The 20,784-nt window shown below is 44.6% G+C and carries 21 protein-coding genes and 1 tRNA gene; 20 read left to right on the forward strand and 2 right to left on the reverse strand.

Annotation, left to right across the window (positions count from 1 at the left end; genetic code table 11):
* Positions 1–20 precede the first annotated feature (20 nt).
* The 4 genes from DFQ00_RS12925 (at position 21) to DFQ00_RS12940 (ending at position 3,557) form a co-directional block, all read left to right on the forward strand.
* Positions 21–782: a ParA family protein gene (locus DFQ00_RS12925; protein ID WP_110896910.1), complete on the forward strand. Its 762-nt coding sequence runs from the start codon at positions 21–23 to the stop codon at positions 780–782.
* A complete protein-coding gene (locus DFQ00_RS12930) occupies positions 775–1,623 on the forward strand; it encodes a ParB/RepB/Spo0J family partition protein (protein WP_110896911.1) in 849 nt (282 codons plus the stop codon). Before DFQ00_RS12925 ends, DFQ00_RS12930 begins: the two co-directional genes overlap by 8 nt.
* 137 nt (positions 1,624–1,760) lie before the next feature.
* The gene (locus DFQ00_RS12935) at positions 1,761–2,915 is read left to right on the forward strand and encodes an aminotransferase class V-fold PLP-dependent enzyme (protein WP_110896912.1); all 1,155 of its coding nucleotides are present in this window, start codon (positions 1,761–1,763) and stop codon (positions 2,913–2,915) included.
* 141 nt (positions 2,916–3,056) lie between these two features.
* Positions 3,057–3,557, forward strand: coding sequence for a DUF4446 family protein (locus tag DFQ00_RS12940; RefSeq protein ID WP_110896913.1), 501 nt, complete (start codon positions 3,057–3,059; stop codon positions 3,555–3,557).
* Here DFQ00_RS12940 and yyaC read toward each other — a convergent pair.
* Positions 3,532–4,137 (reverse strand): spore protease YyaC, encoded by a 606-nt coding sequence (gene yyaC / locus DFQ00_RS12945; RefSeq protein ID WP_110896914.1) that lies wholly within the window; start codon positions 4,135–4,137, stop codon positions 3,532–3,534. The two genes, DFQ00_RS12940 and yyaC, sit on opposite strands and share 26 nt — an antisense overlap.
* Before the next feature lie 125 nt (positions 4,138–4,262).
* Here yyaC and DFQ00_RS12950 point away from each other — a divergent pair, with 125 nt between their 5' ends.
* From DFQ00_RS12950 to DFQ00_RS12965, 4 genes are all read left to right on the forward strand, one after another.
* Positions 4,263–4,526, forward strand: a complete 264-nt coding sequence (locus DFQ00_RS12950) for a putative Se/S carrier protein (protein ID WP_174812198.1) — start codon at positions 4,263–4,265, stop codon at positions 4,524–4,526.
* A 14-nt stretch (positions 4,527–4,540) separates the two neighbouring features.
* Positions 4,541–5,485, forward strand: coding sequence for a mechanosensitive ion channel family protein (locus DFQ00_RS12955; protein ID WP_244213824.1), 945 nt, complete (start codon positions 4,541–4,543; stop codon positions 5,483–5,485).
* Entirely contained in the window at positions 5,475–5,684 is a 210-nt protein-coding gene (locus DFQ00_RS12960) for a DUF951 domain-containing protein (RefSeq protein ID WP_110896915.1), read from the forward strand. Before DFQ00_RS12955 ends, DFQ00_RS12960 begins: the two co-directional genes overlap by 11 nt.
* A gap of 158 nt (positions 5,685–5,842) precedes the next feature.
* Positions 5,843–5,933 (forward strand) — tRNA-Ser (locus DFQ00_RS12965).
* Between the two features lie 402 nt (positions 5,934–6,335).
* Here the strand turns inward: DFQ00_RS12965 and DFQ00_RS12970 are convergent.
* Complete coding sequence (locus DFQ00_RS12970) at positions 6,336–6,530, reverse strand: YjzC family protein (RefSeq protein ID WP_110896916.1); 195 nt, start codon at positions 6,528–6,530, stop codon at positions 6,336–6,338.
* A gap of 215 nt (positions 6,531–6,745) precedes the next feature.
* Here DFQ00_RS12970 and rpsF point away from each other — a divergent pair, with 215 nt between their 5' ends.
* From rpsF to DFQ00_RS13030, 12 genes are all read left to right on the forward strand, one after another.
* Complete coding sequence (rpsF, locus tag DFQ00_RS12975; protein ID WP_024629534.1) at positions 6,746–7,039, forward strand: 30S ribosomal protein S6; 294 nt, start codon at positions 6,746–6,748, stop codon at positions 7,037–7,039.
* A 52-nt stretch (positions 7,040–7,091) separates the two neighbouring features.
* The gene (ssb, locus tag DFQ00_RS12980) at positions 7,092–7,574 is read left to right on the forward strand and encodes a single-stranded DNA-binding protein (RefSeq protein WP_110896917.1); all 483 of its coding nucleotides are present in this window, start codon (positions 7,092–7,094) and stop codon (positions 7,572–7,574) included.
* A gap of 57 nt (positions 7,575–7,631) precedes the next feature.
* The gene (gene rpsR / locus DFQ00_RS12985) at positions 7,632–7,901 is read left to right on the forward strand and encodes a 30S ribosomal protein S18 (protein WP_090923587.1); all 270 of its coding nucleotides are present in this window, start codon (positions 7,632–7,634) and stop codon (positions 7,899–7,901) included.
* A gap of 361 nt (positions 7,902–8,262) precedes the next feature.
* A complete protein-coding gene (locus DFQ00_RS12990) occupies positions 8,263–8,748 on the forward strand; it encodes a M15 family metallopeptidase (RefSeq protein ID WP_425271021.1) in 486 nt (161 codons plus the stop codon).
* 752 nt (positions 8,749–9,500) lie between these two features.
* Positions 9,501–10,499 carry an ABC transporter ATP-binding protein gene (locus DFQ00_RS12995; protein WP_110897080.1) on the forward strand — a complete coding sequence of 333 codons (999 nt, stop codon included), beginning with the start codon at positions 9,501–9,503 and terminating at the stop codon, positions 10,497–10,499.
* A gap of 4 nt (positions 10,500–10,503) precedes the next feature.
* Entirely contained in the window at positions 10,504–11,436 is a 933-nt protein-coding gene (locus tag DFQ00_RS13000; protein ID WP_110896919.1) for an ABC transporter ATP-binding protein, read from the forward strand.
* Positions 11,437–11,443: 7 nt separating this feature from the next.
* The gene (gene opp4B / locus DFQ00_RS13005) at positions 11,444–12,406 is read left to right on the forward strand and encodes an oligopeptide ABC transporter permease (RefSeq protein WP_110896920.1); all 963 of its coding nucleotides are present in this window, start codon (positions 11,444–11,446) and stop codon (positions 12,404–12,406) included.
* Between the two features lie 28 nt (positions 12,407–12,434).
* Positions 12,435–13,340, forward strand: coding sequence for an ABC transporter permease (locus DFQ00_RS13010; RefSeq protein WP_110896921.1), 906 nt, complete (start codon positions 12,435–12,437; stop codon positions 13,338–13,340).
* A 19-nt stretch (positions 13,341–13,359) separates the two neighbouring features.
* A complete protein-coding gene (locus DFQ00_RS13015; RefSeq protein ID WP_110896922.1) occupies positions 13,360–15,186 on the forward strand; it encodes an oligopeptide ABC transporter substrate-binding protein in 1,827 nt (608 codons plus the stop codon).
* Between the two features lie 172 nt (positions 15,187–15,358).
* Positions 15,359–16,255 carry a D-alanyl-D-alanine carboxypeptidase family protein gene (locus DFQ00_RS13020; RefSeq protein WP_110896923.1) on the forward strand — a complete coding sequence of 299 codons (897 nt, stop codon included), beginning with the start codon at positions 15,359–15,361 and terminating at the stop codon, positions 16,253–16,255.
* A gap of 111 nt (positions 16,256–16,366) precedes the next feature.
* Positions 16,367–18,793 carry a S9 family peptidase gene (locus DFQ00_RS13025; RefSeq protein WP_110896924.1) on the forward strand — a complete coding sequence of 809 codons (2,427 nt, stop codon included), beginning with the start codon at positions 16,367–16,369 and terminating at the stop codon, positions 18,791–18,793.
* Positions 18,794–19,069: 276 nt separating this feature from the next.
* Complete coding sequence (locus DFQ00_RS13030; RefSeq protein WP_110896925.1) at positions 19,070–20,662, forward strand: MFS transporter; 1,593 nt, start codon at positions 19,070–19,072, stop codon at positions 20,660–20,662.
* Positions 20,663–20,784: the final 122 nt, after the last annotated feature.

Consider the following 20,784-nt stretch of genomic DNA (forward strand, 5'->3'; position numbering starts at 1 on the left):
TTTTATTTGAGGTGAAGGTATTGTCTAAGATTATGGCCGTAGCAAATCAAAAGGGCGGTGTGGGGAAAACAACGACATCGGTTAACTTGGGTGCAGGACTTGCTTCACTCGGAAAGAAGGTACTGCTTGTAGATATTGACCCCCAAGGGAATACAACGAGCGGAGTCGGGATTAATAAAGCAGATGTGGCGAATTGTATATATGACGTTCTTATTAATGATGTGCCTACCCAGGAAGCAATCGCGGAGACACAGATTGATGGTCTTCATATCATACCTGCAACGATCCAACTTGCCGGAGCCGAGATCGAACTGGTATCTACCATATCGCGAGAAGTTCGTCTGAAAAAGGCGCTTGCACAGGTGAAAAATAATTACGATTATATTCTGATTGATTGTCCGCCGTCGCTCGGTATGCTGACAATTAACTCGTTGACCGCTTCTGATTCAGTGATTATTCCTATTCAGTGTGAATACTATGCATTAGAAGGGCTGAGTCAGTTGCTCAACACGGTTCGTCTGGTGCAGAAGCATTTGAATACTTCCCTTCAGATTGAGGGTGTGTTGTTGACGATGTTTGATGCTCGTACCAATCTGGGTATTCAGGTTATAGAAGAAGTGAAGAAGTATTTTCAACAAAAAGTGTATCAGACTATAATTCCTCGTAATGTACGACTTAGTGAAGCGCCATCTCACGGGCAGTCTATTATTACGTATGATCCTCGATCCAGAGGAGCGGAAGTGTATTTAGAGCTCGCAAAGGAAGTGATTTCTTATGAGTAAGCGGCTTGGAAAAGGACTGGATGCCCTCATTCCTTCGCTTTCAATTAATGACGACGATAAAGTCGTAGAAATCCCGATTAGCCAACTGCGGGCTAACCCTTATCAGCCGCGTAAAGCATTTGATGAGGAAGCCATTCATGAACTGGCGGAATCAATCCGGCAGCATGGTGTGATTCAACCCATCATCGTTCGACCTGTGCTTCGAGGATATGAGATTATAGCAGGAGAGCGCAGATTCAGAGCATCACAGTATTGTGGCAATGCTACCGTTCCCGCTGTAGTTCGTACTTTTAATGATCAGCAGGTTATGGAGATTGCTCTGATTGAAAACCTGCAGCGGGAAAATCTGAACGCAATGGAAGTAGCGGTAGCTTATCAAGGGCTGATGGATCAATTTTCGCTAACTCAAGAAGAGTTGTCTGTGAAGGTGGGTAAATCACGCTCTCATATTGCCAACTTTTTGCGTTTGCTGTCTTTACCAGAGGAAGTTAAGGATCATGTTTCACGTGGAACATTATCAATGGGCCATGCACGTGCCATTGTGGGTGTGAAGGATGAAAGTCTGGTTAAGCAGCTGGCTAAGCAGTCCATTGATCAGCAGTGGAGTGTGCGCGAGCTTGAAGAGGCTGTTCAACAGCTGGATCGTTCCAAAACAGGTGAAGCTAAAGCTAAGAGCAAATTAAAAAAGAAAGATCCCTTTATTGATACCCTGGAAGAATCACTGCGTGAACGGTTTAAAACGACAGTGAAAATAAAGCATGGTCAAAAGGATAAAGGTAAAATAGAGCTCAACTACTACAGCAAGCAGGATCTCGAGCGGTTATTGGAATTGTTACAATAGCAGCTTGAGTGGTTCGTTAACAACATGCAGAGCTACTCATGTCATGACATATCGACTCTGTGTTCTGGAGAAACGATATGTCATTCTTTGTTTGTGTGACCCTAGCAATGCACCCTTATGAACAGAGGTGGTTAGAAATGGAGAAGATGATATATCTTGATCATGCAGCAACTTCGTGGCCCAAACCACCTGCTGTGGGTGAGGCGATGATGCATGCGCTGGAGTTCGCCGGTGCTAACCCTGGAAGAGGTAGTCATCGTATGGCTGTGCAGGCCAGCAGAGTCTTATTTGAAACAAGGAAAGAGATCGCGAAGCTGTTTGCTGTCAACAATCCGAATGATATTTCATTTGGCTCCAATACAACGGAGGCACTTAACCTTGCAATTCAAGGTGCTCTTCGGCAAGGTGATCATGTGATTGCGACGATGGCAGAGCATAATTCGGTCAGACGGCCGTTGGAGTTTTTGCGCATGCAAGGTAAAATAGAGGTTGATTATGTACCTGTAGATGCTTCTGGTGTAATCGAGCTAAAAAAGATGGAACATATGTTTCGTAAAAACACCCGTTTGGTGGTTTGTACCCATAGTTCCAATCTTCTAGGTAGCATCTTGCCTATTGGTGAGATTGCACAGCTGTGTCGTAAGCACGGGTCTATATTACTTGTTGATGCCGCTCAGAGTGCTGGAATACTTCCCATAGATGTACAGCAGCTTGGCATTGATATGCTTGCTTTTCCCGGACATAAAGGTTTGCTGGGACCGCAGGGAACAGGTGGTTTATATATCGCTCCTGAGCTGGATATACAGCCTCTGCTGCATGGGGGAACAGGTAGTCAGTCCGAAGCTTTGGAGCAGCCAAAGGTGCGCCCTGATCGCTATGAGGCAGGTACTCCAAATACGGTAGGCATTGCAGGATTAGGAGCAGGAGTAAAGCATGTACTTGGGATGACACCTTCAAGGATCTATCAGCATGAATGGCAGCTAACGCAGCGTATTATGGAAGGACTTTCTTCTATAAAAGGTATTCGAATGTTAGGTCCTGATATTGGACAACCACGAACGGGATTAGTATCCTTTGTTGTGGAAGGATATGATGCTGCTCAGCTGGCATTCCGACTGGATCGAAACTATGGTATTGCTGTACGTTCTGGCTTTCATTGTACACCACTGGCACATGAATCGGCTGGTACCACGGGAACTGGAGCCGTTCGAGCCAGTGTAGGCTACAATTCGACGCAAGGACAGGTGGATCAATTGATTCGGGCAGTAACGGAGCTAACCAAGGTGAACTAACGACACACCATATGAATGCACTATATTTATTTTGGAAATATATGATGAATTGCTTGTATAACAGGTTGATCTATAATAAAAGCTAAGGAATGCGGACAGACGTGAATCTGATCAAAAACATAGAGGGGTAGTTGCACTTACATGGCTGAATTAAATGAGCTGATTCTGGAACAGCTGTTATGGATTATTGGCGGATTGGCATTACTTACGTTGATTCTATTGATTGTAAGTATTGCTCAAGGGGCAAGGTTACGGAAATTCAAACGTAAATATGAAGCCATGATGGCTGGCAGTGGTGTGGAGGACCTGGAATCCCTGCTGATTAATCTGAAAATTCAGATGGACAGCATCGAGGATGAACACAAGCTGCAGACGAATCAGCTGCAAGCAGCATTGCAGAAGTTGGCTCGTATACAGGGCAAGGTCGGCGTGAAAAGGTATAACGCGTACGGAGAGCGTGGTAGCGACCTGAGCTTTTCTATAGCCATGATTAATGACAGTCAGGATGGTATGATTCTTACGGGGTTATTCAATCGTGACGGTTCATATGTATATGCAAAACCTCTAAAAGGGGGAGAGTCATCGTATACACTTTCCCCAGAGGAGAAGGAAGCAATTATTCTGGCACAGCAAGCAGAGTAGAACGGGTATGCCATTCCCGAATGGCTGAATAGAGACTGCTGGATATAATTTCAGACATGCGCATGACTAGACTAAGTCGTGTATTCTGGAGCACAAAGTATTCCATAAAACCGCCGACGTTAACGATACCTGTCAGATGGATATCGCCGACCGGCGGTAATTCTTTATTTACCCCTGCGCCAGGCTTGAGAGGGCCGTTTACGACCTGAATACAGCCCACACTGGAGGATTGGCCGAGACAAGCATCAATGCCGATTACATATGGATTGTGATGGGTTTCGTAAATCTTCTGAAGTGTATCCTGCAAATTAACCGCATGCACCGGTTCATCGAGCGTACCATACAGGTGAAACAGAGGGCTGTCCCATTTGGCGAGTGACGTACCCACCAGAGGTCCAAGGCAATCGCCGGTAGAGCGGTCTGTGCCGATGCAGACGATGACTACATTTTGCAGGGAATGCGCCTTGTAGAGATGAAACATCAAACGATGTACAATAGCAGAATGCACGCCTGGCTCGGTGTGAGGTATTTTCAAACTAGTCATATCTTGTGACGAAAAGGAACGCGAAGTAGGATTCATAGGATCTATCCTTTCCCTTGGAATAGTAGTAACAGTATATGGAAAGGTAGAGTGTTTTATACTTCGGAAGGACAGGCTTTTTGCTTTTGGGAAGAGAGCCGGCCATAGCATGAAAGGAGCAGAATATGGACGAATGGATCGATGATTGGATGCTGATTGCTTTTGACTCTACACAACAGGCTTTGCGAGCAGAGATGCTGCTGGAGTTCGCCGAGATCGAGATTGACTTGTTTCCGACCCCTAAGGAGATTACTGCAGGATGTGCTCTGTGTATTCAATTTCCCAAAGAGGATTTGCCACGCGTACAGAAAATTATTCGGGATGAGTTTGTTGAGATTCGCGGCCTCTATTTCAAAACGGAAGACAGCTATGATAACATACCGATGTAGAGGAGAGATCAGGCATGGGGCCTTTTTACTTTGCTCAAGGAAAGCAAGAATCAGATACTGCTACACAGGCAGTGAGTAACGCCATTCGCTGGACGGATAAGGTATGGGACAAAATTTCAGATGCGGATATGTGGCTTAACATCATGTTCAGTTCGATCCGCATCCTGATTATTTTTATTATTACGCGTATTGTGATTAAAGTGGTGTACCGGATTATTGATCGCTCTATGGCTCGTAAACAGGAAGGCAAAATTCGTGTGAATCCCCGTAGATTCGTAACGATTGGAGAGCTGTTAAAAAATGCGACCTCGATAACCTGTAATTTCATTATGATTCTGTTACTGCTATCGGAGATTGATATTCAGGTCGGTCCTTTACTTGCCAGTGCCGGTGTACTAGGACTTGCCATTGGTTTTGGTGCTCAGGGTTTGGTGAAGGACGTGATCACCGGATTCTTCATTATTTTAGAGGATCAATTTGCCGTAGGGGACGTTATCCAGACAGGGTCGTATAAGGGAACGGTTGAGGTTATTGGGCTAAGAACCACCAAACTTGTAAGCTGGCAGGGGGAAGTTCACATTATTCCGAACGGCACGATTGCAAGTGTGACTAATTATTCCATGTCCAATTCCTTGGCGGTCGTTGATATCCCGATGAAGGCCGATCTGACACTAGATGAGTCTGTACATCTGGTGAAGCAGTCACTGGCTGGGATCGAGGAGCGCAATCTGAATATCGTGAAGGTTCCTGATGTGTTGGGTATACAGTCCATGTCAACCTCGGAATATGTTATTCGTATTGTATCTGAATGTATGCCCAATTCGAGAGCTTCGGTGGAAAGGCAGATCCAAGGTGATGTGAAGAAAATTTTGGAGTATCATGAGAGAAGCAAGCAGGCTGCATTGGAACAGGCCGCTGCGCTGGATAATGATGAGGGAGATGGTGCAGGTGGAGCGTAAAGTTTTCCAGCTTGGAGATATTGTGCAGATGAAAAAGCAGCACCCCTGTGGCAGCAATGAGATGGAAATCATTCGCATGGGTATGGATATACGGATCAAATGTGTTGGCTGCAAACACAGCGTGTTAATTCCTAGAGCCAAGTTTGAGAAAAATATGAAAAAAGTGCTGCGTTCCGCAGAAGAAAACGCGGAATCCTGAGGCTCTGACGCGTAAGCGAATGGCTGTTTTGCAGCCCGAATCAATTATATCAGCACATGGATGGAGTGAACGTTATATGCTCGAAAATAACGTTTACATGCAGGCGGGGCATAGGTATTGCAATCCTTCTGCAAGCATGATATAATCAATTTTGCTGCGGAAAGGTACCCAAGAGGCCCAAGGGGGCTGACTCGAAATCAGCTAGGCGTGTCACAGCGTGCGTGGGTTCGAATCCCACCCTTTCCGCCACTTCACTTTTTTACTTAGTGGTAACTACAAATGTTTATATAAGCTCCTGGAATGGAGTTTTGAACTATAGGATGCAGAGAGCCTTCCATTGGGAAGGTTCTTTTTTTATTGTTTTGTGAATGAAAAAATAAAGAGCCCCGAAGGGCTCTCTATCCGGCGGCACAGGTTTAGTCAGATCACAATCGGTCGTAACGACAGAAACGTTGGCTGTACTGCATGCTTGCAATACGTGTGCTTCAGAACAAGGTCTTACACACCCATATGCTTCTTATATTACGTGATGCATCTCCAACAGCGAAAAATCGGCTTCGTTGTCCAACGGAACCACACCTCTCTTGTGTACCGCCTGATTGTATTATGTGCATATTGAGTTTTTATATACGTGAACAATACGAAAATATTTTAGTGCACCCGAGCCTTGGTCAGCTTTTTCCACTTGCGGTTATGGTTGCTGGTTTCCGGGAAGGCTTCGCCTTTCTTCAACGTAACTCGCTTAGGATTGTTAATTTCCGTATGAAAACTGTTCTCTCCGACTTCCGTGTACTCTCCATCGTTCGGTGCTTTATCACCTGGTTCAAATTCGGTTCGTTCACCCATATCAAACAGCCTCCTTAACAGAATGAGATCAGTGTTGCTTCTATAGTGTGTTCAAGTTATGGACTGATCATGTTGGAGAATATGTACCAATCTGCACAGGGAACGTTTGCTTGCATTTCGTCTGGAGATTTGTTATATTAATATAGTTCGAGTTTGTGCTCGTTCCTTGCTCTCAACCTGGATTGAGGGCCAGAGTCCATAAGGAGGTGAAAATTATGCGCAAATATGAAGTGATGTACATTATTCGTCCTGACGTTGAGCAAGAAGTTGTTCAAGCTACAGTCGATAAATTCCAAGGCATCATCTCCAACGGCGGTGGTGAGGTTACAGCTCACGACGTTATGGGTAAACGCCGTCTTGCGTATGAGATCAAGAAATTCCGTGATGGTGTTTATGTTCTGGTACACTTCACTGCTGAACCAGCAGTAGTTACTGAGCTTGAGCGTCTCATGAAAATTTCCGACGAAGTTATTCGTTATCTCATTACTAACGACGTTAAGTCTGCCTAAGACAATTAACTCGTGATTATCGCACCAATACGCTCAGAAGGAGGGGATTACATTGTTGAACCGTGTCATTCTGATCGGCCGGTTAACCCGGGATCCTGAATTGCGTTACACTCCAGCAGGAGTAGCCGTGACACAATTTACTTTGGCCGTAGACAGACCGTTTACAAGCCAGGGGGGAGAGCGGGAAGCAGATTTTATTCCGGTCGTAACCTGGAGACAGCTTGCTGAGACCTGTGCAAACTATTTGCGTAAAGGTCGTCTGGCTGCAGTCGAAGGACGCATTCAAGTACGGAACTACGAAAATAACGAAGGTAAACGTGTATACGTGACCGAAGTCATTGCCGATAATGTTCGTTTCTTGGAGTCAGCTAACCGTGATGGCGGTGGCGGCGGGGGACAACCTATGCGTGAAGAGCCTTCTTATGGAGGCGGCGGACGTGCCAGCAACAATAATGCTGCGCGTAGCAACAATCAGGATCCTTTTTCCGATGACGGAAAACCGATTGATATATCGGATGATGATTTGCCATTTTAACGTGAGCCGATACTCGTTACGAGATATGGGTTACATGATAGGAAAGGACTGAAAAGCATGGGCTTCAAGCAAAGAGAAGGCGGAGACGATAAAAGACCGGCACGTCGTGGTGGTCGCAACAAACGTCGTAAAGTGTGCTTCTTCACAGCGAACAAAATCACTCACATCGACTATAAAGATACGGACTTGCTTCGTAAATTTATCAGCGAACGTGGAAAAATTTTGCCACGCCGTGTAACAGGTACTAGCGCTAAATATCAACGCATGCTGACGATTGCAATCAAACGCTCCCGTCAAATCGCATTGCTGCCATACACAACTGAGTAGTTTCTACTCAGTTTGCATACAAGAGCAGTCGGCTTATAGCCGGCTGCTTTTTTGTGTTTTTGAACATCTGCTGCAGGAACAGTTCTTATGAAAATTAGAGAAAATGAAAACGTATAATCATGTATTGTTTACAAAAGAAGCTTTCAAAAGGGAGATGAATTATAATAGAGTATAACTAGTCGTGAAAAAAAATTTGCTATGCAGCATGTGAATAAGGATTGAATCAGAAATAACATCGGGAGAGTATATGAATTCTATACAGCGTAAGGAAAAATTACGAAGAAGGAAAAGCTTGAGGAACTGGATCATTGCAACAATGTTTATATCTATAGTATATCTATGGTTACAGCAAAAAGGAGATATGGGTGAGTTATGGCCGGATCAGACGCAGACGATCCCCGAACCGATGCCTATCACGGGATTACATCCGGTGGTTGCTGAGAACGAGGGTGTACTGGTTCGTATGGCGGCGAGGCGTGGTATTCATGTTGTAATTACACATGGGTACAGGAGTGTGGAAGAACAGGATGCACTCTTTGCCCAGGGACGATCCACATCAGGAAATATTGTTACGAATGCAAGAGGAGGGGAGTCCTATCACAACTATGGGCTTGCCATTGATTTTGCCTTAAAAACTCCTGAGGGAGATATCGTGTGGGATATGGAACGTGATGATAATGGCAATGGGAAAGCGGATTGGATGGAAGTTGTAGCTTTGGCGAAAGAGATGGGATTTACCTGGGGCGGCGACTGGACGGACTTTCCAGATTATCCTCATCTGCAGATGGACTTTGGTTTAAGCATCCGTGATCTGAAGCGTGGGAAAAGACCTCCAGCTGCGCCATAATGAGATATTATATAATATTCGTTTTTATGTATAAATATTAGAAAAGTCCTGCGTATCGTAGGACTTTTTTCTTTCTTTTGTAAAATAAATGTACAAAAGTGACAATTAACTCTTTACAGCAACAAATAAATAAAACTATACTAGAATAACTAGATTTTGACGCTTTCCTTACAAATGTTGCATAGATGCTTATCGTAGCGCTATTGGATTCTTAAAATACATTTCTTTTTAATCGACAAAATCCCCCTATATATGACATGTAAATTACATATTTATGTTATTCAGTGTGAGCATAATCATAAAAAATACAATAGGTGTTATATATATGTTATATATAGACCTTGAGAGCTTGGCAAAACTCACTCCTGCTATCTATCAGAATTAGCCCCCACATGAACGATTAAACCTTGTCAAACCTTAATAATCCTCGATATAGATACCTTTTGGTTAAAACTAATACCCAAAACTATAGTAAAGAAAACATTTATTCCAAGAAACACAAAATAATGATTGACGTTAGCTAAAATTACACGTATGATTACAGTAATTATTTGTAATTATAATTCCGCTAGGAATTATCAACATTAATTGACCAATGGTTTAAATTGATTCTTATAATCTGGATTCTGTCTACGAAAAGGCAATTTGTATACATTTTTGTTCATTTTTAAAAGAACATAGAAATATACAGTGGATGCATTCATTTACTCACGAATACAGTCTGCGGAATTTACGGGGTTAGGGTGATTGATTTGAATAATGAGCTATTGGAAGTCAAGGAACTTACTACATCATTCAGAATTGAAGATGATTATTATGCAGCAGTTGACCACGTGAACCTTAAAGTTAAAAAAAATGAAGTATTGGCTATTGTAGGTGAGTCCGGCTCAGGTAAAAGTGCTTTTGCATTCTCGCTGATGGGCCTACACAATAAAGCCAAAATCGAAGGCCAAATTCTCTACAAAGGGCAGGATATCGCTAATCTCCCTCCAAGTCAGATGAACAAACTGCGTGGAAAAGAAATAGCCATGATTTTTCAGGACCCTTTATCCGCACTCAATCCTCTCATGATCATAGGTGAACAGATTGAAGAGATTCTTACGCTTCATCAACCGAAGCTGTCTTCAAAGGAAAAGAAAGATAAGGTTATTCACTTATTGGACCAAGTAGGGATTGCTCGTCCCGAACAATTATACAAGCAATATCCCCACGAATTATCTGGTGGCATGAGACAGCGTGTTGTTATTGCGATAGCGATAGCGAACAAGCCGGAGCTGCTGATTGCCGATGAACCGACAACAGCGCTTGACGTTACGATTCAGTTGCAAATTCTTGAATTGATTCGCGAGTTGAAGCACGAAATTAATGCGGGCATTATTCTTATCACCCACGATCTTGGTGTTGTAGCCGAGATGGCAGATCGGGTTGCAGTAATGTACGCAGGTGAAATTGTTGAAATAGCGGATATCGTAACACTCATGACAAACGCAAAGCATCCATACACAAGATCATTGCTGAACTCTATTCCTACTATAACCGAAGAAAAATCCAAGTTGCATGTTATTCAAGGTATTGTACCATCGCTCAAAAATCTTCCTCGACAAGGCTGCCGCTTTAAGGCGCGTATTCCTTGGATCAGCGAATCAGCTCACGAAGAAAACCCGCAAATGCATGAAATTGCACCAGGTCACTTCGTAAGGTGTACCTGCTATCAGCATTTTCATTTCCCTGATCAAGCGGAGGAGGAATAACATAATGGCATTACTCGAAGTAGAGGGACTCAAGATACACTTTCCAATTCGCGGAGGATTACTTAAACGGGAGATTGGCAGCGTCAAGGCTGTTGATGATGTCAGCTTCTCCATCGGAGAGGGCCAGACATATGGTCTTGTTGGAGAATCAGGCTCAGGCAAGACTACAACAGGTAGAGCTGTAATTGGTCTGAACCATGTAACGGCAGGAAAAATTTTATTTAACGGCAAGGATTTAACCCGAGAACGACGTAAAGATCGTCAGCTCCAGCGGGATGTGCAGATGATTTTTCAAGATCCGTATTCCTCGCTTAATCCTAAGAAGAGGGTTTTGGATATCATTGCTGAGCCTCTTCGTAACTATGAACGTCTGACGGCAACAGAAGAGAAGAGACAGGTCGCAAGTTTGCTGGAAAAGGTAGGGCTTAGTCCCGAATCCATCTACAAATACCCGCATGAATTTTCAGGCGGGCAGCGACAGCGGATTGGGATTGCTCGTGCCATTGCTCTCAAGCCGAAGCTGATTATCGCTGACGAGCCAGTATCCGCACTTGATGTATCTGTACAAGCTCAGGTACTCAACTTTATGCAAGAGATTCAGAAGGAACTCAATCTAACGTATCTGTTTATCAGTCATGATCTTGGCATTATACGCCATATGTGTGACCAGATCGGAATTATGTATAAAGGTCGATATGTAGAACAAGGGACGACAGATGATATTTTTGAAAATCCCCAGCATATTTACACGAAGCGTCTTATCGCAGCAATTCCGGATATGGACCCGACCAAACGTGAGGAAATGATTGCTTTCCGACAACAGATCAAATCCGAGTATGAAAACTCATACCGCAATTTCTTCGATGAGGAAGGGCTTGCTTATTCGCTCCAATCCATTTCCGATACTCACCGGGTAGCTCTACCTCAGAAAGGTTGAAGGCCATATGTGGAAAACTATTGTACGCCGAATATTTATTATGATTCCCCAAATATTTTTGCTTAGCATTCTTGTCTTCCTGATGGCCAAAGCCATGCCAGGAGACGCATTGACCGGGCTGCTTGATCCGAGTATTGACCCGAAAGCGCTGGAAGAGCAGCGTGAACGACTGGGACTGAACAATCCATGGTATGTGCAGTATTGGGACTGGATCAGTCATGCTGCAATCGGTGACTTTGGACAATCCTTCCGTTTCAAAATGCCAGTAACCGACCTTATCGGTCAACGGATTGCCAACACGTTCTGGCTTGCTTTGGCAACGCTCATTCTTACGTATCTTATCGCGATCCCGCTCGGTATTATTAGCGGACGTTACAACGATACGTGGTCTGACCGTTTGATTACAGGTTATACATACCTGGGATTTGCAGCACCGCTGTTTATCTTCGCTCTGGTTATGGTCTGGATTTTCGGCTTCCGTTTTGGCTGGTTCCCGACTGGAGGAAGTGTGGCACCGGGCCTCACGCCAGGCACATTTGAATATGTGATAAGTAAAATTCATCACTTGCTCCTGCCGGCACTATCCATGGCATTAATCTCTACCGTATCCACGGTACAATATTTGCGCAGTGAGATCATCGACATCAAACACAAGGAATTTGTGCTTACGGCGAGAGCCAAGGGTGCTTCAGAATCCCGAATCTACAACAGACATATTTTGCGAAACTCCCTGTTGCCGATTGCAGCATTTTTCGGATATGAGATTACGGGGCTGATTGGTGGGACCATTTTTATCGAAAGTATATTCAGTTATCCGGGTATGGGGCAGTTGTTCCTGAATTCCATCTCGCTACGGGATTTCAGTGTTGTTACAGCACTCGTATTATTATACGGAATTGCTACGATTCTAGGATCGTTGCTGTCTGATATTATTCTGGGATTGGTCGATCCGCGTATTCGCATTAAGTAAGAACTTGAAGATTTCGGGGTGAAAACAGATGAGCAGTGTCAACGATGTGGTAATATCTTCACAAAAAAACGATAAAAGCCCCTCTAGCTGGAGGATATTATGGCGAGAGCTGGTCAGGGACAAGGTAGCCTTGGTTTCCCTCATTTTTTTAGGATTGGTTGTTGTCCTTGTGTACGGAACGTCCATGATTCTGGATCAGGATGAGATTGTTAAAGTTGATCTGTTTGCACTATACGAGCCACCATCAGCACAGTACTGGCTGGGCACAGATTATGGTGGTCGAGATGTATTTGGTCAGCTTGTCATTGGTACACGAAACTCGTTAACAATCGGGATTCTGGTCACGGTGATGACCGGATTCATCGGTATCTTGGTGGGTGTATTATCGGGATACTTCGGTGGAATGATTGATAATATGTTCATGCGTGTAGTGGACTTTTTCATGATCCTGCCGTTCCTGATGATGGTTATCGCCTTTGTAACGGCTGTACCGAAGTATAATATCGTTTCATTTTCCCTGATTATGACTGCCTTCCTATGGATGGGGATTGCCAGGCTGATTCGATCCAAGGCCCTTCAGGAAGGTGAATTGGAGTATATTAAAGCATCCAAAACGCTGGGATCTTCTCATTTCAAAATTATTGTCTCACAGCTACTTCCCAATCTGAGTTCAATTATTATCGTTACGATGACGTTGAATCTGGCATCTAATATTGGTCTTGAATCCGGGTTGTCTTTCCTGGGGTTTGGTTTTCCTGAAAGTACGCCCAGTCTTGGAACACTTGTAAGTTATGCACGTAATCCGCAAACGTTGGAGTACAGATGGTGGATATGGCTACCTGCATCAATACTGATTCTAGTATTGATGTTGAGTATAAATAATGTCGGACAAGCCTTGAAGCGTGCGACGGATGCAAGACAAAGAAGAGGTTAAAAAAAGGGAGGAAAGGTTCATGAAAAAGGTATTGTTTTCACGAGCACTATTTTTCACGATGATGCTGGTCTTTGTATTGGCGCTTGCGGCGTGCTCCGAAAAAGAGGCAGCAACACCTGCACCGGGAGCAAAAACAGAAGAAGGAAAAACGGAGGAAAAGCCTGCGAAAGAAGAAGGGGTTTACTCTATTGAAGACTTCAGTAATGTTAAAAAAAATGAAGGTACTGCAATTGAAGGTGGATCTTTGACTTTTGGTCTCGTATCCGATACAGCGTTCGAAGGAACATTGAACTATAACTTCTATTCCGGTAATCCGGATTCACAGGTGCTGCAATGGTTTGACGAAGGTTTGCTGACTTGGGACAAAGACTATGTCTACACGAATGACGGCGCAGCAACATATGAAACTTCCGAGGATGGTAAAACATTCACACTTACCATTCGTGACAATGTAAACTGGCATGATGGCAAGCCGGTAACGGCTGAAGACTTGCAGTTTGCATATGAGGTTATTGGTAGCAAGGGCTATGACGGCCCACGTTATGATTCTAACTTCACAAGTGTAGTAGGTATGGACGAGTTCCATGCTGGAAAAGCAAAAACAATCTCTGGTATTAAAGTGCTGAGCGACAAAAAAATCAGCATTACGTATAAAGAAGCAACACCATCCCTGCTGACAGGCGGCGTATGGACATATCCTCTCGCTAAACACATCTTCGGTGGTATGGATGTAGCAAAAATGTCTTCTTCCAAAGAAGTACGTGAGAAGCCAATCGGTTTTGGTCCATTTAAAATTGAAACCATCACTCCTGGTGAGTCTGTAACTTTTGTTAAAAACGAAGACTACTGGCGTGGAACTCCAAAACTGGACAAAGTGACATTGAAAGTAATCAACCCGACAACGGTTGTTCAAGAGCTGAAGTCTGGCGGTGTTGATCTGGTAGATGCCTTCCCGACAGATCAGTATAAAGATAATGCAAACCTGTCCAACGTTGAATTCCTGGGTGCAATCGACCGTGCGTATACGTACATCGGTTTCAAACTGGGAACGTGGGATGCTGCGAACAACAAAGTTAAATCTAACCCTGACGCCAAAATGGGAGATAAAAACCTGCGTAAAGCGATGTGGATGGCTGTAGATAATGACCAAGTAGGTAAACGTTTCTATAACGGTCTCCGCTGGAATGCAACAACGCTGATTCCGCCTTCTCACCCTGAGTTCCATGATTCAAGCAATCCAGGTGTGAAATATGATCCGGAAGCTGCTAAAAAATTGCTTGACGAGGCTGGTTACAAAATGAACGGTGAATTCCGTACAAAACCGGATGGATCACCACTTGAAATCAACTTTATTTCTATGACAGGTGGCGATACAGCTGAACCGCTTGCTCGCTATTATGTTCAATCTTGGGCAGCCATCGGCTTGAAAGTAAACCTGGAAATGATCGAGTTTAACAACTTCTATGATCGTGTAGGTAACACAGGTAAAGATGATCCGAATGTAGATGTGTATCAAGCGGCTTGGGGCGTTGGTATCGACGTTGATCCATCAGGCTTGTACGGACGCGATGCTCTGTATAACTTCCCACGCTTCTCTAGCGAAGAGAATGACAAATTACTGGCACGTGGTATCTCTGCCGAAGCATTTGATGTAGAGAAACGTAAAGAGATCTACAATGAATGGCAGCAATACATGGTAGATGAGGTTCCAGTATTCCCTACGTTGTATCGTGCCGTTGTAGCTCCAGTAAACAAACGTGTTATGAACTATGCGATTGGTGATGGAACAGGTGTCTACCTGAGTGACTTGGCTGTAAATGCAGATAAGCCAGTTGTGGCTCAATAATTAATTAGTTCTTTAAAATGAAGATGTAGACATGGATTCCGACACTCGGGTATGGGTGGTGGAGTCCATGTTTTTTTGTAACCAAAAAATAAAAAAAATTTAACTTTTTTCAAAAAAAGTGCAGACAAAATGCCTCTATGCTTCGTCTATATAAGTAAGAGGTGATCATGCGATGAAAAAATGGTGGAAACGGGCAGGAATGCTGTTCACTTTACTCATTATTATATATTTGGGCGTAAAACCGGACATGCTGGTGGGCAAGCCAGGCATCAAGGCAGAATCTGCTGTGCTGATGGATATGAATTCAGAACAGATTCTGATGAACTACAATGGCTCCGAAGAGATTGCACCAGCTGGTGTCAGTAAGCTCATGACGGAGCTGCTTATTATGGAATCGGTGGCAAATGGAGATATTCGCTGGGATGATCCGGTGAATGTCAGCCGATACGCCAGTTCGGTTAGTGGCAATCAGCTTGCGCTGAAACAGGGAGATCGCTTCACTGTTGAGGAGTTGTTTCAGGTCGTAGCAGTCTATTCGGCCAATGACGCAGCGGTTGCGCTTGCAGAGCATATTAGCGGCTCAGAGCATCAGTTTGTAGAGCGGATGAATCGAAAGGCGGCAGAGATTGGATTGTCAGGAGATACTCACTTTACCAACTCCACCGGTTTAAGTGAAGCTATGCTAGGTCCGAATCGTCCGCAGGATATACAGGGGCAAACGTTAATGACCGCCATGGATGCTTGCAAGCTCGCAAGATATTTGCTCAATCATCATCCAGAGATTCTTAAAGCCTCAAGCCAAATGCAGGTATCCATGCATCAAAAAGGCATCTATATGAGCAATACCAATTGGATGTTGTCTTCCATCGGCGGAGTCTATGCTTATGATGGGAATGATGGTTTAAAGACCGGTTACGATAAGGATAGTGGTTATCATTTTGTAGGAACGGCTGAGCGGAATGGCAAACGTCTAATATCGGTTGTTTTTGGAACGGATACACGGGAAGCGCGGTTTGTTGAGACACGCAAGTTGCTGAATTATGGATTTTCAAGCACGAAGGTAAATTAACGCGACACCAGTTAAGCAGAGAAAATATTGTTATTGAATATGTAAACATGGTAAAATTAGGGTTGACTTATTCCATGCTTATTGACCATTTAATTATAAGGGGGAAATCTTTTGAACAAGTTTAGCAAAAGAATATACGCACTTACACTGACGATGGCCATGTCCATGGCCCTGATTCAGCCTGCGGTGCAGGCGGCAGAGGCTGTAAAGCCTACAGCGGCTGTCTCGGAATCTATCGCTTCCAAGGCAACACAGACCCTTCAGCAACTGGGATACATAGATGGCACCACGGACGGAATGAAAGAAGTTGCAGCGCCGATTACACGAGCAGAAGCAGCAATCATATTACAGCGTGTACTTGAATTGGATGCACCACCGGTGCTTACAGGATTTGCAGATGTACATCCGCATGATGTGTCGGCACCAGCTATTTATGCATTGAAGCAAGGCGGCCTTATCCAAGGCAATGTGAAGGGGTATGCGCCGGACGCTCCGCTTACACGTGCACAGATGGCTTCCTTGTTCACCAGGGCTTTTGAACTGAAGGATAACGGTATACAGGTCGTTTACAGCGATGCTGACCAGATTCCGGCTGTACATGCGACAGATGCCATTCGGGTGAAGCAGCATTTCATTATGGAGAGCAGCACATTTAACGCTAAACAGGCTGTAACGCATGGCGAATTTGCCAGTGCATTGTATCTTGCGCTCGGACTTGATGTGAAGAAGGAAGGGCTCACACCTCTGGAGGACTTCTTCAAACAGCCAGCTCAGGCAGGTTTCCAGATGTCACCTGATGGAAAAAATCTGGCTTATATGGAACCGTGGAACAATCAGATGAATATTGTCGTTAAGGAGAACGGACAGGATAAATCTGTACGGATTACTAGTGAAACGGACCGCAGTATTGCCGGGTTTGCATGGGCAACCAATGAGAAGCTTCTTTATTTCAAGGATGCGGCTGGAGATGAGAACTATCACCTGTATGTAACAGATATTAATGGGAAAAACAGTAAGGATCTGACGCCATATTCGAACACAAGAGCGATGCTGATTGACTCTTTGGAGAATATTCCCGATGAGATTCTGGTCGGTATGAACAAGCGTGACCCAAAAATTTTCGATGTATACCGGATTAATATTAATACAGGTGAAGCCGTGCTTGCTGCCGAGAATCCAGGCAATATTACAGGCTGGATGACAGACCATGAGGGGAAAATTCGGGTAGCTATATCGAGTGATGGCAATGTGTCCTCCCTGATGTATCGTGAGGCTGAGAATCAGCCGTTCAAGCCGTTGCTTACAACAAAAATGGGAGATACATTTGTTCCGGTTATGTTTACTGGTGATAATAAAAATCTGTATGCGGTATCTAATCTTGATCAAGACAAGATGGCAATTGTGGAATACAGTCCCGCAACCAAGCAGGTAACCAAAACTCTTTTTGAGAACAAGGATGTCGATGTAAGTAATATTATTCCTTCCAAAGAAAAAGGAAAGATTCTTGCCGCAGTCTACGTGACTGATAAGGTGAACTATGAGTACTTTGATAATGGGTTCAAAACATTAATGCAGGATATTCAAGCCAAGGTTCCAGGCAAGGAGGTCAGCATTTTAAGCACAAGTGATAATGGTCAGGTGCTGTTTATCTCCTATAGTGACAAGGCGATGGGCACCTATTATTTCTATGATTCCAAAACAGGCAAGCTGGATAAACTCGCAGACACCGCTCCGTGGATTGATGAGTCGAAAATGGCCGATATGAAGCCTGTTACGTATAAATCTCGTGATGGTCTGGATCTCCATGGGTATCTCACGCTCCCACCGGGAGCAAAGGCTTCTGAGCTTCCGCTCGTCGTTCTTCCGCATGGAGGACCCTGGGCCCGGGATACATGGGGATATAGTCCAGAAATTCAGTTTTTGGCAAGTCGCGGATATGCCGTGCTGCAAGTCAACTTCCGGGGATCTGCAGGTTATGGCAAAAAGTTTCTGGATGCAGGCAATAAACAGTGGGGCAAAGCAATGCAGGATGATCTTACAGATGGTGTGAACTGGCTGGTCAAAGAAGGAACGGTTGATCCGAAGCGGGTGGCGATCTACGGCGGGTCGTACGGAGGTTATGCAGCACTGGCGGGCCTTGCCTTCACGCCGGAAGTCTATGCTGCAGGGATCAGTTATGTTGGGCCATCCAATATCTTTACACTGCTTAACTCTCTGCCGCCTTACTGGGAATCTGAGCGTAATATGTTCTATGAACGTGTAGGTGATCCTGTCAAAGATAAAGAATTGCTCACAGCAATCTCGCCGTTGTTTCATGTTGATCAGATGAAGGCACCGCTGTTTGTCGTTCAAGGGGCCAATGATCCACGTGTCAAACAGGCCGAGTCGGATCAGATTGTTGAAGCACTGCGTAAACGCGGGGTCGATGTACCTTATATGCTGAAAACGAACGAAGGTCACGGCTTCGCGAACGTAGATAACCAGCTTGATCTCTATCGTGCTATGGAGAAGTTTCTTAGCCGCCATCTGATGCAGTAGCTGGATTAGGAAAACGATCCAATAAAAACGAAGGTATCACAAGGACGTACTTCGTGATAAAAGAGGTTAAACATCGTTGGTGCTGTACTCTGATTCGTTGTGAATCAGGGTGCAGCTTTTTTAAATACAGCTTAGAACTATATTCATCAATTGACATAAGGATAGATTTTATTTTAAAATGACCAGTGAGTCATTGTTATTCGTAACAGTTATATCTAAGTATTATTCCGTTGGTGCGAGGGCAGAACAAAAGATTGGTACGGGAGGTAACTAGGGATGCAAAAAGAAATGAAATGGCCGTTGATTCTGTTTGCGGTGGGTGTATTTATGGCAGCACTCGATAACGGAATTATAACTTCGTCGCTGACTACGCTGAATGCTTCATTTGGCGTATCGCCTACATGGGGAGCATGGACAATTACGCTCTATACATTAGGACTTGCGATCAGCGTACCAATTGCAGGCAAGCTGTCAGATCGCTTCGGACGCAAAAAGCTGTTTTTAATTGAAGTAGCTTTATTTGGGATAGGGTCACTTCTTGTGGCGCTGAGCACTTCATTTACCTTTTTCCTGATCGCCCGGGTCATTCAGGCACTCGGTGGTGGCGGGATATTTATCATAGCAAGCTCCTATGTACTTCGTAAATTTCCTGCCCAGCGACAAGGGACTGCACTTGGGCTTCTGGGAGGTATGAACGGTATTGCAGCTATTCTCGGGCCCAATATCGGGGCGTTTATCCTTGATGTAACCGGGAATTGGCACGGGTTGTTCCTTATTAACGTACCGATTGCAATATTGCTGTTCCTCGCTGGAATCAAATATATTCAGGAGGAGCAGGAGCTTAGCCGTGCAGCTGTCGATTGGAGCGGTATCGCGGTCTTGAGCTTGGGTGTGTTGAGTCTGATGTACAGCTTCAGTAATCTGAACGGTGTGAACATGCTTCAAAGCATGACTTCGCCAATGTTCTATGGCTTCTTTTTGGCCGGAGTGGCTGTATTGGTTGTTTTTTATTATATGGAAAAAAGGCTGGAGGGATCAGACCGTGAACCGGTCGTTTCCACACAACTGCTTGGCATTGCGTCCTTTCGCTGGACGCTGCTTATTGCTTTTTTCTCGGGAGCCATTCTGGCCTCGGTTATTTTCATTCCAGGTTTTGTAGAGCAATATCTGGGTGTATCCAGCACGGCTTCAGGGTACTGGTTTACTCCTCTTGCTCTGGCTTCGGGGATTGGAGCTGGCGGAGGGGGTTACCTCGTGGACCGTAAAGGCCCAATCTGGACGTTATCTGCAGCAGGATTACTCTCTGCGATCGGTTTTCTGTTATTTCCGCTGTGGGTGGAACACATATGGCAGTTTGTTATTGCGAGCACTCTGGTGGGGATTGGTTTCGGTATGATGCTGGGTGCGCCGGTCAACGTGCTGGTTACGGAGCAGGCGGGCGAAAACAATAAAGGCATTGCGGTGGCGACAAGCTCCCTGTTCCGCCAGATGGCGATGGCGATTGCTCCAACGATTTTTGCCGGATTTCTGGCACGTTCGTTCTCCAATCTCGGTTCTAATACTCAAGCGGGTCTTGCATCAAGAGGCATCGAGGTTCCACCAGCCATGCTGGAGCAATATGCTTCAGGAGGGTCATCGGCAAATGACGTCTCCAGCCTCATGACGGGATTATCTAAAATTCCAGATGCCAATCTACGTGAAGCACTGCTTCAGGCAGTACATGAAACGACAGGCCAAGGGTACAATGGGCTATTCTGGTCCGCAGTTATTTTTAGCGTGCTTACCTTGATTGTAGCACTTGTTACTGGACGTCTTCGTCAGAAGGAGAAGCAGCAGATGAAGCAGAAGGAGCCTCTGCACTCCGTGTAACGAAGATAAACATGTGAAATCAATATAAGGAAGAACAGTGACCCTTTTGTAACCCAAAAAGAGGATACTGTTCTTTTTAATTTAACCCGATTGTAACTTTTCATTGTGCAGGAATGATTACA

The sequence above is a fragment of the Paenibacillus barcinonensis genome, from assembly GCF_003217495.1.
Taxonomy (GTDB): domain Bacteria; phylum Bacillota; class Bacilli; order Paenibacillales; family Paenibacillaceae; genus Paenibacillus; species Paenibacillus barcinonensis.

Excerpts from the sequence above, each read along its gene's own strand:
- DFQ00_RS13015 (WP_110896922.1), top strand. The coding sequence starts at position 13,360 with ATGAAAAAGGTATTGTTTTCACGAGCACTATTTTTCACGATGATGCTG.
- yyaC (WP_110896914.1), bottom strand. The coding sequence starts at position 4,137 with ATGAATCCTACTTCGCGTTCCTTTTCGTCACAAGATATGACTAGTTTG.
- rpsR (WP_090923587.1), top strand. The coding sequence starts at position 7,632 with ATGGGCTTCAAGCAAAGAGAAGGCGGAGACGATAAAAGACCGGCACGT.
- DFQ00_RS12940 (WP_110896913.1), top strand. The coding sequence starts at position 3,057 with ATGGCTGAATTAAATGAGCTGATTCTGGAACAGCTGTTATGGATTATT.
- opp4B (WP_110896920.1), top strand. The coding sequence starts at position 11,444 with ATGTGGAAAACTATTGTACGCCGAATATTTATTATGATTCCCCAAATA.
- DFQ00_RS13020 (WP_110896923.1), top strand. The coding sequence starts at position 15,359 with ATGAAAAAATGGTGGAAACGGGCAGGAATGCTGTTCACTTTACTCATT.
- DFQ00_RS12970 (WP_110896916.1), bottom strand. The coding sequence starts at position 6,530 with ATGGGTGAACGAACCGAATTTGAACCAGGTGATAAAGCACCGAACGAT.
- DFQ00_RS12990 (WP_425271021.1), top strand. The coding sequence starts at position 8,263 with ATGGGTGAGTTATGGCCGGATCAGACGCAGACGATCCCCGAACCGATG.
- DFQ00_RS12950 (WP_174812198.1), top strand. The coding sequence starts at position 4,263 with ATGGACGAATGGATCGATGATTGGATGCTGATTGCTTTTGACTCTACA.
- DFQ00_RS13010 (WP_110896921.1), top strand. The coding sequence starts at position 12,435 with ATGAGCAGTGTCAACGATGTGGTAATATCTTCACAAAAAAACGATAAA.
- DFQ00_RS12955 (WP_244213824.1), top strand. The coding sequence starts at position 4,541 with ATGGGGCCTTTTTACTTTGCTCAAGGAAAGCAAGAATCAGATACTGCT.
- rpsF (WP_024629534.1), top strand. The coding sequence starts at position 6,746 with ATGCGCAAATATGAAGTGATGTACATTATTCGTCCTGACGTTGAGCAA.
- DFQ00_RS13000 (WP_110896919.1), top strand. The coding sequence starts at position 10,504 with ATGGCATTACTCGAAGTAGAGGGACTCAAGATACACTTTCCAATTCGC.
- DFQ00_RS13030 (WP_110896925.1), top strand. The coding sequence starts at position 19,070 with ATGCAAAAAGAAATGAAATGGCCGTTGATTCTGTTTGCGGTGGGTGTA.
- DFQ00_RS12930 (WP_110896911.1), top strand. The coding sequence starts at position 775 with ATGAGTAAGCGGCTTGGAAAAGGACTGGATGCCCTCATTCCTTCGCTT.
- DFQ00_RS12935 (WP_110896912.1), top strand. The coding sequence starts at position 1,761 with ATGGAGAAGATGATATATCTTGATCATGCAGCAACTTCGTGGCCCAAA.